12 protein-coding genes are annotated in these 14,196 nt (G+C 72.0%); 5 read left to right on the forward strand and 7 right to left on the reverse strand.

All coding sequences use genetic code 11. From position 1 onward, the window contains the following. Nucleotides 1–2 precede the first annotated feature (2 nt). The 3 genes from glyA to ACIF80_RS35650 all read left to right on the forward strand — a co-directional run bounded on the left by glyA (nt 3) and on the right by ACIF80_RS35650 (nt 3,333). Complete coding sequence (glyA, locus tag ACIF80_RS35640) at nt 3–1,277, forward strand: serine hydroxymethyltransferase (protein ID WP_399812662.1); 1,275 nt, start codon at nt 3–5, stop codon at nt 1,275–1,277. A 174-nt stretch (nt 1,278–1,451) separates the two neighbouring features. Beyond that, nucleotides 1,452–2,819 (forward strand): L-serine ammonia-lyase, encoded by a 1,368-nt coding sequence (locus tag ACIF80_RS35645; protein ID WP_399812665.1) that lies wholly within the window; start codon nt 1,452–1,454, stop codon nt 2,817–2,819. Nucleotides 2,820–2,925: 106 nt separating this feature from the next. Then, nucleotides 2,926–3,333: a cold-shock protein gene (locus ACIF80_RS35650; protein ID WP_399812668.1), complete on the forward strand. Its 408-nt coding sequence runs from the start codon at nt 2,926–2,928 to the stop codon at nt 3,331–3,333. A gap of 36 nt (nt 3,334–3,369) precedes the next feature. Here the strand turns inward: ACIF80_RS35650 and ACIF80_RS35655 are convergent, their stop codons facing one another. Then, entirely contained in the window at nt 3,370–3,876 is a 507-nt protein-coding gene (locus tag ACIF80_RS35655; protein ID WP_399812671.1) for a hypothetical protein, read from the reverse strand. A gap of 576 nt (nt 3,877–4,452) precedes the next feature. Here ACIF80_RS35655 and ACIF80_RS35660 point away from each other — a divergent pair. Continuing rightward, nucleotides 4,453–5,010 (forward strand): glycoside hydrolase family 25 protein, encoded by a 558-nt coding sequence (locus ACIF80_RS35660; protein ID WP_399812674.1) that lies wholly within the window; start codon nt 4,453–4,455, stop codon nt 5,008–5,010. Between the two features lie 71 nt (nt 5,011–5,081). On the opposite strand, the gene ACIF80_RS35665 is transcribed toward ACIF80_RS35660, so the two are convergent. From ACIF80_RS35665 to ACIF80_RS35680, 4 genes are all read right to left on the reverse strand, one after another. After that, entirely contained in the window at nt 5,082–5,585 is a 504-nt protein-coding gene (locus ACIF80_RS35665) for an ATP-binding protein (RefSeq protein ID WP_399812677.1), read from the reverse strand. A 273-nt stretch (nt 5,586–5,858) separates the two neighbouring features. After that, nucleotides 5,859–6,626 carry an enoyl-CoA hydratase/isomerase family protein gene (locus ACIF80_RS35670; RefSeq protein ID WP_399812679.1) on the reverse strand — a complete coding sequence of 256 codons (768 nt, stop codon included), beginning with the start codon at nt 6,624–6,626 and terminating at the stop codon, nt 5,859–5,861. A 247-nt stretch (nt 6,627–6,873) separates the two neighbouring features. After that, on the reverse strand, nt 6,874–8,121 hold the full coding sequence (locus tag ACIF80_RS35675; protein WP_399812682.1) for an Ig-like domain-containing protein: 1,248 nt from the start codon (nt 8,119–8,121) through the stop codon (nt 6,874–6,876). Nucleotides 8,122–8,322: 201 nt separating this feature from the next. Continuing rightward, nucleotides 8,323–9,558: an Ig-like domain-containing protein gene (locus ACIF80_RS35680; RefSeq protein WP_399812684.1), complete on the reverse strand. Its 1,236-nt coding sequence runs from the start codon at nt 9,556–9,558 to the stop codon at nt 8,323–8,325. Nucleotides 9,559–9,911: 353 nt separating this feature from the next. Between ACIF80_RS35680 and glgX the strand changes: the two genes are divergently transcribed. Next, nucleotides 9,912–12,200, forward strand: coding sequence for a glycogen debranching protein GlgX (gene glgX / locus ACIF80_RS35685; RefSeq protein ID WP_399812687.1), 2,289 nt, complete (start codon nt 9,912–9,914; stop codon nt 12,198–12,200). A gap of 40 nt (nt 12,201–12,240) precedes the next feature. Here glgX and ACIF80_RS35690 read toward each other — a convergent pair whose 3' ends face one another. Then, entirely contained in the window at nt 12,241–12,909 is a 669-nt protein-coding gene (locus ACIF80_RS35690) for a response regulator (protein WP_399812689.1), read from the reverse strand. Continuing rightward, entirely contained in the window at nt 12,902–14,191 is a 1,290-nt protein-coding gene (locus ACIF80_RS35695; protein WP_399812692.1) for a sensor histidine kinase, read from the reverse strand. The genes ACIF80_RS35690 and ACIF80_RS35695 overlap by 8 nt, the downstream gene beginning before the upstream one ends. Between the last annotated feature and the right edge of the window lie 5 nt (nt 14,192–14,196).

Here is a 14,196-nt window from a genome sequence, read left to right on the forward strand (position 1 = left end):
GCATGTCGCTTCTGAACACCCCGCTGCACGAGCTCGACCCGGACGTCGCCGCGGCGGTCGATGCCGAGCTGCACCGCCAGCAGTCCACCCTCGAGATGATCGCCTCGGAGAACTTCGCCCCGGTCGCGGTCATGGAGGCCCAGGGCACGGTCCTCACCAACAAGTACGCCGAGGGCTACCCCGGCCGCCGCTACTACGGCGGCTGCGAGCACGTCGACGTGATCGAGCAGATCGCCATCGACCGGGTCAAGGAGCTGTTCGGCGCCGAGCACGCCAACGTGCAGCCGCACTCGGGCGCGCAGGCCAACGCCGCCGCGATGTTCGCGCTGCTCAAGCCCGGTGACACGATCATGGGCCTGAACCTCGCGCACGGCGGGCACCTGACCCACGGCATGAAGATCAACTTCTCCGGCAAGCTCTACGACGTGGTCGCCTACCACGTGGGCGACGACGGCCGGGTCGACATGGCCGAGGTCGAGCGGCTGGCCAAGGAGAGCAGGCCGAAGCTGATCGTCGCCGGCTGGTCGGCATACCCGCGGCAGCTCGACTTCGCCGAGTTCCGCCGGATCGCGGACGAGGTCGGCGCGTACCTGATGGTCGACATGGCGCACTTCGCCGGTCTGGTCGCGGCGGGCCTGCACCCGAACCCGGTCCCGCACGCCCACGTCGTCACCACGACCACGCACAAGACCCTCGGCGGTCCGCGCGGCGGTGTGATCCTCTCCACGGCCGAGCTGGCCAAGAAGATCAACTCCGCGGTCTTCCCCGGCCAGCAGGGCGGCCCGCTGGAGCATGTGGTCGCGGCCAAGGCGGTGGCCTTCAAGATCGCCGCGTCCGAGGAGTTCAAGGACCGCCAGCGCCGCACCCTGGAGGGCTCCCGCATCCTGGCCGAGCGTCTGACGAAGGACGACGTCAAGGCGGTGGGCGTGGACGTGCTCTCCGGCGGTACGGACGTGCACCTGGTCCTGGTCGACCTGCGCGCGTCCGAGCTGGACGGGCAGCAGGCGGAGGACCGGCTCCACGAGGTCGGCATCACCGTCAACCGCAACGCGGTACCGAACGACCCGCGGCCGCCGATGGTCACCTCGGGTCTGCGGATCGGCACGCCCGCCCTGGCCACCCGCGGTTTCGACACCGAGGACTTCACCGAGGTGGCGGACGTGATCGCCGAGGCGCTGAAGGCGCCCTCTCCCTTCGAGGCCACCGACGCCGAGGCGCTCCGGGCACGGGTGACGGCTCTCGCGGAGAAGCATCCGCTGTACCCCGGTCTGAAGTAATTTCGTACGCTTTGATTCGTACGACCGTCCGGGGCATCGCGCACACTGGGTCAGTGGGCGCGATGCCCCGCATCGTGCACCCCTTGTGAACACCGTCCCGTTCCCGGCATCCGTATCACCGCGAACCACCCCCCGGCGGACAGCGGCGTCCGCCGAACCCCTAGGAGTCCTTCCGTGGCCCTCTCGGTCTTCGACCTGTTCTCGATCGGCATCGGGCCGTCCAGCTCGCACACGGTCGGCCCGATGCGGGCCGCCCGCATGTTCTCCCGGCGGCTGCGCAACGAGGAGCTGCTGGACTCGGTCGCCTCGGTCCGCGCGGAGCTGTACGGGTCGCTCGGCGCCACCGGCCACGGGCACGGCACGCCCAAGGCGGTGCTGCTCGGCCTGGAGGGCGCCTCGCCCCGCACGGTGGACGTGGAGACGGCCGACGAACGGGTGGAGAAGATCAAGGCCTCGGGCCGTCTGCGGCTGCTCGACACGCACGAGATCGCGTTCTCCTTCGACGACGACCTGGTGCTGCACCGCCGCAAGACGCTTCCGTACCACGCGAACGGCATGACCCTGTGGACGTACGACGCGTCCGGCGCCGAGGTGCTGTCGAAGACGTACTACTCGGTGGGCGGCGGCTTCGTCGTCGACGAGGAGGCGGTGGGCGCGGACCGCATCAAGCTCAACGACACGGTCCTGAAGTACCCGTTCCGCACGGGCGACGAGCTGCTGCGCCTGACCCGGGAGACGGGCCTGTCGATCTCCGCGCTGATGCTGGAGAACGAGCGTGCCTGGCGGACCGAGGAGGAGGTCCGCGAGGGCCTGCTGGAGATCTGGCGGGTGATGCAGGCGTGCGTGGCGCGCGGCATGTCCCGCGAGGGCATCCTGCCGGGTGGCCTGAAGGTGCGCCGGCGCGCCGCGAACACGGCACGCAAGCTGCGCGCGGAGGGCGATGCGAAGGCCCTCGCCATGGAGTGGATCACCCTCTACGCGATGGCCGTGAACGAGGAGAACGCCGGGGGCGGCCGGGTCGTCACCGCCCCGACCAACGGCGCGGCCGGCATCATCCCCGCCGTCCTGCACTACTACATGAACTTCGTCCCCGGTGCCGACGAGGACGGTGTGGTCCGCTTCCTGCTGGCGGCCGGTGCGATCGGCATGCTGTTCAAGGAGAACGCGTCCATCTCCGGCGCCGAGGTCGGCTGCCAGGGCGAGGTCGGCTCCGCCTGCTCGATGGCGGCGGGCGCCCTCGCCGAGGTGATGGGCGGCTCACCGGAGCAGGTCGAGAACGCCGCCGAGATCGGCATGGAGCACAACCTCGGCCTGACCTGCGACCCGGTCGGCGGCCTGGTCCAGATCCCGTGCATCGAGCGCAACGGCATGGCCGCGGTGAAGGCGGTCACCGCCGCGCGGATGGCGATGCGCGGCGACGGCTCGCACAAGGTGTCCCTGGACAAGGTCATCAAGACCATGAAGGACACCGGCGCCGACATGTCCGTCAAGTACAAGGAGACCGCGCGGGGCGGGCTGGCGGTGAACATCATCGAGTGCTGAGGGGCCGGCGCGCGGCGGACGGCGTATGTTGTCCTGGCTGGTCGGGTTCCGTTCCGGGCATGGGGTCCGGGCCTGGGGTCCGGTGTTCTGTTGGGGGTTGGAAACAATGGTTGCTGGTCGTGTGGTGCGGTTCGACGCCGTGCGGGGTTACGGGTTCATCGCTCCGGAGCACGGCGGGGAGGACGTCTTCCTCCACGTCAACGACGTGCGGATTCCGGAGCATCAGCTGCGTCCCGGGGTCACCGTGGAGTTCGAGATCGAGGAGGGCGACCGAGGGCTGAAGGCCTCGGGCGTGCGGCTGGCCCAGGGGGCCGGCCCGGTGTCCTCCGCCGGTGCGGGCAGGCAGCCGGACGGCGACGACCCGCTGTGCGACGTGCTCACCGCCGAGGAGTACCTCCAGGAGGTCACGGAGGTCCTGCTGTCCGCCGCGCCGACGCTGACCGGCGAACAGATCCTCCAGGCGCGCCGCGGGCTGCTGCAGTTCGGCAAGACCCACGGCTGGTGCGACGGGTGAGCCGGGCGCGGTGAGCCGGGCCCCGGCGCGGTCGGGTCAGTACCTGGATGCGAGTCCCAGGTCCCGCCGGAGCCGATCCGCCAGGCGGACGACCGCACGGGGATCCATTCCCGCCCTCACCAGCTCGTGGGCGATCCGGCGCACCGCCGCGCGGTACTCCTCCGCCGCGTACCGGGAGTCCGCCAGTACCGGGTACTCCTCCGGAGGCAGTACCAGGCCGATGGCGGTGTCCCACGCCCAGGCCGCGTTCGGTGCCTGGGCCGCGTTCGCGAAGTCCTCGGACGCCGCGTGCCACAGCCGCCGCGCCACCGCGGCCGCCACGGCGTCGAGCTCCGGTGGCCACGGCCCCGGTCGCACCATCAACAGCCGTACCTGTTCGAACGGTTGCAGTTCGCTGTCGCCCGCCTTGAGGCTGCCGCCGCTCAGCTGCGCCTCGACGTCCCGCCGGGCGGTCAGTGCCCCGGCGGCCTTCAGTTCGTCCGTGCTGACGGTGTCGCCGTCCGCGAGACGCGGTGGGGCCGCGGGCAGATCCGCGGCCGTCACCCGCTGCGCGAGCCACTGGCGCTGGGCACCGTCCCGGTCGAAGGCGGGCGTCCGGTCCGGGCTGCCGTAGCCGTGCGACGGGCCCGGGAGTACGGGGCGACGCCGACGTCTGGCGCAAGGCGTTGCCGGGCTCCGCACCGCTGGCCCGCCGGGCACCCGACGGGAGCGACCACACCACGTCGACCCGCAGGTCGAAGGCGTGCGCCAGGAGGGGCGGGAAGACCTCTCCCGCCGGCGTCTCCCAGCGCTGCTCCCAGTTGGCCCCTCGTCGGCGAGGCGGCGGGCCTCCGCGGCGGCCCGCTCGAACTCCACGACGTTCTGCGGTCAGTTCACTCGTGCAAGGTAACCAGTACACGACGGACAGAAGACATCGGAGGTGCTCCGGGCACCGGTGTGGCGTGGGAGGTCGGGCGACCGGCCCCCACAACGGTGAGAAGTTGATGTGTGCACTACCTTCGCGGGCGTCCCGTGCCACGGTGGAGGCGGTGATCCACCAGAGGAAGGATCCGTTCGACCCTTCCCGCTCCTCCGGCTCCTCCGATTCCCTTCCCCTCACCAGCACTTCAGGGAGACCTCATGCTGCGCGGCATCGATGTGAGTTCGTACCAGTCCTCGTCCTACGACACGGACGGGCTGTCCTTCGCCTTCGTCAAGGCGACGGAGGGCAGTTCGTACGTCAACCCCAAGCTGTCCGCCCAGACGGAGCGGGCCCGCGAGGCCGGGCTGGTCGTCGGCTTCTACCACTTCCTGTGGCCGGGTGACCTGACGGCGCAGGCGGAGCACTTCGTCTCCGAGGCGCCCGAGCGGCAGGGCGACATCCTCGCCGTCGACTGGGAGACGACCGGCGAGGGCACCCGCGCGAGCAACGCGGAGAAGGACAGGTTCATCCGGAAGGTCAAGGAACTGCGCCCGGAGCACCGGGTGATCCTGTACTGCAACCGGGACTTCTGGCTGAACGTCGACACGACGTCCTACGCGGGCGACGGGCTGTGGATCGCCGACTACGTCACCGCGGGCGAGCCCCGCATCAAGGCGAAGTGGCGCTTCCACCAGTACACCGACGATCCCGTGGACACCAACCTCGCCGACTTCCCCGACCGCGCCGCCCTCGAGGAGTGGGCGGGCGGCGCCTGAGGGCAACCGCCCGCGGGGCCGGGGGACAGCGGGCAGGGAGCAGAGGGCAGGGGCTCGGAGGCCAGGACGGTTCAGCGGTCGGTGACGCGCATTTCGAACCAGGTCGTCTTGCCCCGGGGCAGGAGGTCGACGCCCCAGCGGTCGGCGAGGGTGTCGACGAGGAAGAGACCACGCCCGCTGACGTCCAGTTCCTGGACCGGCATGAGGCAGGGCAGGCCGCGGGACGGGTCGCGGACCTCCACGCGGATCCAGCGGGGGCGGCGGCGCAGCCGGAGACCGAAGACGCGGGCACCGGTGTGGCGCACCGCGTTGCCGACGAGTTCGGAGACGAGGAGGACGGCGTCCTCGGTGTTCGCCGCCCCGAGGCCCCAGTGGCGCAGGACCACGACCTGGGTGAGCCGGCGGGCGGTGGCCGCGGACTCCGGACGAGACGGCAGCGGGACCTCGGCCTGTGACGGGTCGCCGAACAACTCCAGCGCCTTCTGCGCGTGTTCGTCCTCGACCGTCGGCGACCAGCGCGACGCGGTCGCACCTCCGTCTCCCCGCGGCTGTTCCCTGCCATCCAGCCCCGCCATGCCCCCATCATGGACGTCCGACGGGACGTCCGGGGCCGTTCCATCGGAATGCGCCCCCCGCACGCCCCCGCCACAGGACGGGCCACTGGCATATGCCCCTGACGCTTCGGGGGTACCGGCGGCTCGTACGGCCTGCGGGAACGGCTCGCTGTGCGGCAATCGACAGGCTCCCTCGACACGACAGGCTTAAGGGCGCGTCAAGGCTCCCATAAACCGCCCTATCGAGGGACCTGGATCAGACATCGCGTCAATTGCAACCCCTCGGAGGAGGGTTCAGAGGAACTTCGCCTTGCCGGGGCCGTCCTCCACGAAGCTGCGCATCCCCCGCTCACGGTCCTCGGTGGCGAACAGGCCCGCGAACCAGTTGCGTTCGACGGCGAGGCCGGTGTCGATGTCGGTCTCCAGACCGGTGTCGACCGCCTCCTTGGCCGCGCGCAGAGCGATCGCAGGCCCCTTCGCGAGCTTCGCGGCCCACGCGTGCGCCTGCTCGTAGACCTCGGCGGCGGGCACCACACGGTCCACCAGACCCAGCGCCAGCGCCTCGTCGGCCTTCACCTGACGGCCCGTGAAGATGAGGTCCTTCGCCCTCGACGGGCCGATGAGGCGGGCCAGGCGCTGGGTGCCGCCGGCCCCCGGGATCAGGCCGAGCAGGATCTCGGGCTGGCCCAGCTTGGCGTTCTCCCCGGCGATGCGGAAGTCCGCGCAGAGCGCGAGCTCGCATCCGCCGCCGAGCGCGTAACCGGTCACCGCCGCCACCACCGGTTTGGGGATGCGGGCCACGGCCGTGAAGGAGTCCTGGAGGGCGCGGGCGCGCAGGACCATCGCGGTGTGGTCCATGGCCTGCATCTCCTTGATGTCCGCGCCCGCCGCGAACACCTTCTCGCCGCCGTACATCACGACGGCGCGCACGTCCTCGCGGCGCGTGATCTCCTCGGCGAGTTCCTTCAGCCGGTCCTGTGTGGCGACGTCCAGCGCGTTCATGGGCGGGCGGTCCAGGCGCAGCGTGCCGACGCCCTCGGCGACTTCGAGATGTACGGTCATGACAGCAGGTTAACGGCGACTAACGGCAATCGGGCCGGTGCGGTCGATCACATCCGGCCGGGGGCCCGGGGGTTGCCCCCGGACAGACACAGCACGGCGACCAACGGCAATCGGGCCGGTGCGGTCGATCACACTCGGCCGGGGGCCCGGTGGCTGCCCCCGGACAGACACAGCACGGCGGCCGACGCCGACGGCCCCGGTGCCGTACCTCGCACCGGGGCCGCGTACGTCGTGCAGGGTCGCGCTGTCAGGCCTTCCACTTCTCCCAGGACATGTTCCAGCCGTTGAGGCCGTTGTCCGGGGCGATGGTGGCGTCGTTGGAGTTCTTCACGACGACCACGTCACCGATCATGGAGTTCTCGAAGAACCAGGAACCCGGCGCCTTCTTGTCCCAGCCGCCGCGGGTGTCGCGCAGGCCGATGCAGCCGTGGCTGGCGTTGTAGTTGCCGAAGGCGCCGCCGCCCCAGTAGTTGCCGTGGATGAAGGTGCCCGACGTGCTCAGGCGCATGGCGTGCGGGACGTCCTTGATGTCGTACTCGCCGCCGAACCCGACCGTCTCGCCGTTCATCCGGGTGACCGCGAGCCGCTCGCTGATGACCATCCGGCCGTTCCACGTCTCGGTGCCGGGGGCGCCGGTGGTGACCGGGATCGTCTTGATGACCTTGCCGTCCCGCTCGACCTTCATGGTGAGCTTCTTGGCGTCGACGACGGAGACCTGGCTGCGGCCGATGGTGAAGGAGACGGTCCTGGCCTGCTCGCCGTAGACGCCGGGGCGGCCCTCGACGCCGTCGAGGTTGAGGTCGACGGTGACCTTGGTGCCGGCCTTCCAGTACTTCTCGGGGCGGAAGTCGAGGCGGTCGTTGCCGAACCAGTGCCCCTCGACCTCGACGGCCGGCTCGGTCGTGATGCGGATGGCCTTCTCGACGTCCTCGGGGTGGGTGATGCCCCGGGTGAAGCGGAGCGAGAACGGCATTCCGACGCCGACCTTGGAGCCGTCCTCGGGAGTGAAGGTGCCGACGAAGGTGTTCTTCGGGGTCAGCGTGGTGAAACTGGAGTCCTCGGCGGCGGTGCGGCCGGCGGAGTCCTTGGCGACCGCGTGCACGGTGTACTTGGTGGAGGCGGCCAGGTGGGTCGACGGCGTCCAGTGGGCGCCGTCGCCGGATATCTCCCCGTCGATCCTCTCGCCGTCCGGGTCCTTGACGACGACCTCGGTCAGCTTGCCCTTGGCCGCGTCGACCTTGAGCGCGCCGCTGGTCTTCACGGACTCGGCGCCGTCCTCGGGCGCTATGCCTATGACCGCCTCGGACTGCTTGCTCTGTGCCGCGGTGGAGTCCTTGGCCTTGCCGTCGTCCGAGCCGGACCCGGAACCCGGTCCGGTCCCCCCGCCCCCGCACGCCGTGACCGCCAGCATCACCCCGAGTGCCAGCGCGGCGAGCTTCCTGCCGCCACGCCTCCGCGCGTCAACCGACGCCCCCGATATCGGCCCCACGTTCACTTGTTTTCTCCCCTCGGCGGGCCTGGCCCGGCCCGCGCCCCGCACGCCCCTCGCGCGCCTCGGCGCATAGTAACCACAGGCCAGGAGGGTTGGAGGCGGTCGGTGTGTCACCGTTCCGTTCCAAACTCCGACGGCCCGCGGAGCACAACCGAAGCGCCCTTTCGGTCATCCGCGCGTGGGGGCGCTGCGAGGCGTCGGGGTTCACTTCACGGCGCTGCCCTCCGTCCACTTCTCCCAGGACATGTTCCAGCCGCCGAGGCCGTTGTCCGGGGCGACCGTCCGGTCCTTGCTGTTGACCACCTCGACGACGTCGCCGACGAGACTGCGGTCGAAGAACCAGCCCGCCGGGGTGCCCGCGCCGCCGCCCTTCACGTCGCGCAGTCCCACGCACCCGTGGCTGACGTTGGTGTCGCCGAAGACGTCCTCGTCGGCCCAGTAGTTGCCGTGCAGGAAGGTGCCGGATTCGGTCAGGCGGATGGCGTGCGGGACGTCGGGGATGTCGTACTCGCCCTTGCCGTCGTCGTCGGTGAAGCCGACGGTCGCGCCGTTCATCCGGGTGACCTCGAGCATCTCGGTGATCACCATCTTCCCGTTGTACGTGGGGGTCTTCGGCGCCCCGGCCGTGACCGGCACCGTGGCGAGCACCTCGCCGTCCCGTCGCACCTCCATGGTGTGCCGGGACGCGTCGACCACCGAGACCTGTCCGCGGCCGACGGTGAACGAGAACGTGCGGTGCTGGAGCCCGTAGACGCCGGGTGCGCCCTCGACGTCCCGCAGGTCCAGCTCGACGGTGACCTCGGTGCCGGGCTTCCAGTACTCCTCGGGCCGGAAGTCGAGGCGTTCCTTGCCGAACCAGTGCGGGCGGATGTCGACGGCCGGGCGGGAGGTGACGCGGACGGCGCGTTCGACCGCCGCGCGGTGGACGATCTCTCGGTTGAACGCCAGGGAGACGATCATCCCCGTGCCGACGACGGAACGGTCCTCCGGTGCGACGTAGCCGATGAAGCGCTGCTCGGGGACGTACGTCGTGAAGGTGGTGCGGCGGGCCGAGCGGCGCCCGGCGTCGTCCAGGGCGACGGCGTCGACCGTGTACTTCGCGGCCAGCGCGAGCCGTTCGTCGTCGGGCTTCCAGGTCTGTCCGTCGGCGGAGAGCCGGCCGGGGACCGGGGTCTCCCGCGCGTCCTGGGACCGGACGACCTTCACCGACTCCAGCCGGCCTTCGGACGCCTGCACTCTCAGCGCCCGGTCGGGGCGCACCTCCTTGCTGGCGTCGGCGGGTACGACCCGGATCACCTCCTCGGGCCCCGGGGGGCCGAATGCTCCTGCGATGGGGCCGTCCGAGGTACAGCCGACAACCCCGGCCAGCAGCCCTGCCCATGTCACTACGGCGGCCAGTGCGGCCCTCGCGCGCCGTGCGCGTCCTTGTACGTGGCTCACGCGCTGCCCAACGACGGTGCGCGCCGTGGGGAAACGACCATGCGTCCCCTCGGGGAACAGTCATCTCCGCCCGGCCCTCTCTCCTGCGCCCCCGGAGGGACGCGTGCGTGTGCCCCGGAGGGACGCGCGCACCGCCCCGGCCCCGGGGCGGTGCGAGGGTGCGCCCCGGGAAACGTCGGGGCGCACCCTGACGTTCCCCGGGGAAACGTGAGTGCGCGGCACGCTCTGGGCAGAACTGTGGGGAGGACGACGCGCCGGGGAGCCGCGGCCGGAGCCGGGGAACGCCCAAAAGACCGGGCGGCCGCACTCCCCTGCCCGCCGTCGTCCCATGATGAGCCGCGGGAGGCTGACAGGTGTCCAGCGCAGCCGAGCAGGAGGCGGTGGCCGGGCGGGAGGCGGTGACCGGGGAGCGGGTCACCGGCGACGGGCGCCCGGCCGTCGCCGTGAACGGCGTGCGGGCGGCTGCGCCTCCGCCGGCGACGGTGCCGGTGTGGCCCGGCCCGGCCGCCCCGCTGGGTGCCCACTTCCGCACCGGTCCGGACGGGGTGGCGGGGACCGGCTTCGCACTGTGGGCGGGGGGCGCCGAGGGCGTCGAGCTGTGCCTGTTCGACGAGCGCGGCGGGGAGAGCCGCGCCCGGCTCACCGAGCTGACGGAGGGGGTCTGGCACGGCTTCGTACCGGGTGTCCTGCCCGGCACGCGCTACGGCTACCGGGTGCACGGCCGCTGGGATCCGTGGACCGGCGCCCGCTGGAACCCGGCGAAGCTGCTGCTCGACCCGTACGCCCGCGCGGTGGACGGCGACTACGGCACGTCCGGCCTGCCGCCCCAGGTGTACGGGCATGTCCGGGACTGGCCGGAGCAGCATGTCGCGGACACCGTGCGCGACGACCGGGACTCCGCCCCGTACGTGCCCAAGGGTGTCGTCGTCCACGAGGCCGACGACCGGGCCGACGACCGCCGGCCCGGGACGCCGTGGGCGGACACGGTCCTGTACGAGCTGCACGTCAAGGGGTTCACACAGCGGCACCCCGGCATTCCCGGGGAACTGCGCGGCACGTACGCGGGGCTGGCCCATCCCGCCGCGATCGGGCATCTGGTGCGGCTCGGGGTGACGGCCGTGGAGCTGCTGCCGGTGCACCAGTTCGCGCACGAGGACCATCTGCTGCGGCGGGGGCTGCGCAACCACTGGGGCTACAACTCCGTCGGCTGGTTCGCCCCGCACGCGGGTTACGCGGCCTCCGGGACGGGCGGGCAGCAGGTCGGCGAGTTCAAGCGGATGGTGCGCGCGCTGCACGCGGCGGGCATCGAGGTCGTCCTCGACGTGGTGTACAACCACACCGCCGAGGCGAACGAACTGGGCCCCACCCTGTCCCTGAAGGGCATCGACAACCGCGGCCACTACCGGCTGCGGGCCGACGCCCGCCGGTACGCCGACTACACCGGCTGCGGCAACACCCTGGACGTCGTCCGGCCGCAGGCGCTGCGCCTGATCACGGACTCGCTGCGCTACTGGGTGACCGAGATGGGCGTCGACGGCTTCCGCTTCGACCTGGCGGCGGCACTGGCCCGTACCGGGGACGGGGGCGACGTCGACATGAGCGCCCCGTTCCTCTCGGTGATCGCCCAGGACCCGGTGCTGCGCGGGGTGAAACTGATCGCCGAGCCGTGGGACGTGGGCCCCGGCGGCTACCGGGCGGGGGCGTTCCCGCCGTTGTGGTCGGAGTGGAACGACCGGTACCGGGACGCCGTACGGGACTTCTGGCGGCCCGGCGCCGCGAATCTGCGGGAGATCGGCTACCGGCTCTCCGGTTCGAGCGACCTCTACGACTGGGGCGGACGGCGCCCGTACGCCTCGGTCAACTTCGTCACCGCGCACGACGGATTCACCCTGCGCGACCTCGTGTCGTACGAACGCAAGCACAACGAGGCCAACGGCGAGGGCAACCGGGACGGCACGGACGACAACCGTTCCTGGAACTGCGGCACCGAGGGCGAGAGCGACGACCCGGACGTCCTGGCCCTGCGGCGGCGGCAGCTGCGCAACCTGCTGGCCACGCTGCTGCTGTCCACGGGCGTGCCGATGCTGGTCGCCGGTGACGAGATGGGGCGCACCCAGCGCGGCAACAACAACGCCTACTGCCAGGACAACGAGACCGGCTGGGTGGACTGGGAGCTGCTCGCGGAACCGGGCTGGCGGGCCCTGTTCGACCTCACGTCCCGGCTGATCGCCCTGCGCCGCCGCCATCCGGTGCTGCGCCGCCGGACCTTCTACTCCGGGCACGCACACTCCGCGGACGGACTGCGCGACCTGGCCTGGTTCACCGCGCGGGGCACCGAGATGACCGAGGAGGACTGGTACGCGCCCACCGCCACCCTCGGCATGTACCTCTCCGGCCGGGACGTCCCGGACCGGGACGAGCGCGGGGAACGTGTCCTCGACGACAGCTTCCTCGTGATCCTCCACGCCGGTGACGAACCGGCGGACGTCCTCCTGCCGGGCCCGCCGTGGGCCCGGCGCTACGAGGTGGTCGTCGACACCGGCCGGGAGGACCAGGAGTCCCCGCCGGCCACGGCCCACCCGGCGGACACGACGATCACGGTGGGAGGACGGACGGTGCTGCTGCTGCGGGCCGTCGGCTGACGCGGCACCGGCCCCGGGTGCCGGCCGGGCCGGTTCCGCGTCAGCCGGCGCCCGGCCGGCCGAGGATGCCGCGCTCGTAGGCGACCGCCACGGCCGCGGCGCGGTCCTTGACGCCGAGTTTGGCGTACAGGTGGGTGAGGTGGGTCTTCACCGTCGCCTCGCTGATGAAGAGTTCGCGGGCGATCTCGCGGTTGGAGGTGCCCCGGGCGACCAGGGCGAGGACCTCGCGTTCCCGCGCGGACGGGGGCGCGGACAGCGGTGCGGCGGCGGGGGCACGGACCGCGGAGACCAGGCGGGAGGCCACCGCCGGGGAGAGGACCGTACGGCCCTCGGCGGCCGCCCGTACGGCCGCGAACAGTTCCTCGCGCGGCGCGTCCTTCAGCAGGTAGCCGGTCGCGCCCGCCTCGATCGCGGGCAGGGTGTCGGAGTCGGTGTCGTAGGTGGTGAGGACGAGCACCTCGGCCCGCGCGCCCCGGCGGGTCAGCTCCCGGATGGCGTCCACGCCCGAACCGCCCGGCATGCGCAGGTCCATGAGGACGACGTCCGGATCGAGGGCGGCGGCCCGCTCCAGCGCCTCGACGCCGTTCGCCGCCTCGCCCAGGACGCGGAAGCCGGGCGCGGACTCGAACATGCCGCGCAGGCCGTCCCGTACGACGGGATGGTCGTCGACGATCAGGACCGAGACGGTCGGGGGGTCGGCGTCAGTCATGGCGCACCAACGGTACGCGAGCCGACACCGCCGTCCCGTGGCCGGGTTCGGACTCCACGGTGAGGGAGCCCGCGATGCGTTCCGCACGGGCGCGCATGCCGTCGAGGCCGAAGCCGCCGCTGCCGGTGCGGGCGGGGCGCACGCGCGGGTCGAAGCCGCGGCCGTCGTCGCGGATGTCGAGGGTGACCTCGTCGCCGATGTAGGAGAGCGTGACGCCGACCCGGGTGGCCGCGGCGTGCCGGGAGGCGTTGGAGAGGGCCTCCTGCGCGATCCGCAGCAGCGTGGCCGCGACCTCCTCGTGCAGGGGTTCGGCGGTGCCGGTGACGGTGCAGTCCGCGCGGGCGCCGGTGCGTTCGCCCCATTCGGCGACCGTCTTCTCCAGGGCCTGCGGCAGCCCGTCCCCGTCGAGGGCGACCGGGGCGAGGTTGTGCACGGAGCGGCGGGCCTCGCCGAGGCTCTCGCGGGCCAGGTCGGTGGCCCGGCCCGCGTGGACCCGGACCAGGCCGGGGTCCGTCGTGCCCGCCACCACCTGGAGCTGGGCGATGATGCCGGTGAGGCCCTGGGCGAGGGTGTCGTGGATCTCGGCGGCCAGCCGCCGGCGTTCGTCGGCGACGCCCGCCTCCCGTGCCTGGACGAGGAGTTGGGTGTGCAGGGCGGCGTTCTCGTCGAGGACCTGCTGCAACGCGGCGTTGGTGCGCTCCAGTTCGGCGATGGTCTCGGCCTGGGTACGAGTGCGGTCCTCCTCCAGGGTGGTGAAGTGGGCGAGGAGGGAGACCAGCGCGGCGTTGGCGGCCAGGAGGCCCCCGAAGAGTATCCAGCCCATCCGGTCTTGCGGCGGCAGTCCACCGCTCTGCGAACCGGCTACCGTGACCGCGGTGGCCAGCAGCCCGGGTACGACCAGCCGTCGCAGCAGCAGCCGGTCGACGTCGAAGTAGCCGATGGACGCCTGGAAGGCGAACAACGGGTTCATCCAGGTCAGGCCGAAGCCGATGGCCCAGCGCAGCAGGTAGTAGGCGGTGCCCGCCGGGGACGGTCCCGGGCGGGTGCGCCTGGCCCGCCCCCACCACAGCTGGAGCAGGAGGGCCGCGCCGACGAGCCCACCGGACGCGTGCATCTCCGCGCGGGTCATGCCGATCGCCGGGGCGGTGCCCGCCGCCAGTACGATGCCGACGCCGAGCAGGGCGTACGGGCCCCAGCGGTGGAACAGTTCCCACCGCTGCTCGACCGTGGAAGTCCCCCGCGTGCTGCCCACCGCCTGCGTCATCGCACCAGTCTCGGGCATGCCGC

This window comes from Streptomyces sp. NPDC085927, assembly GCF_044540975.1.
GTDB classification, from domain to species: Bacteria; Actinomycetota; Actinomycetes; order Streptomycetales; family Streptomycetaceae; genus Streptomyces; species Streptomyces hirsutus.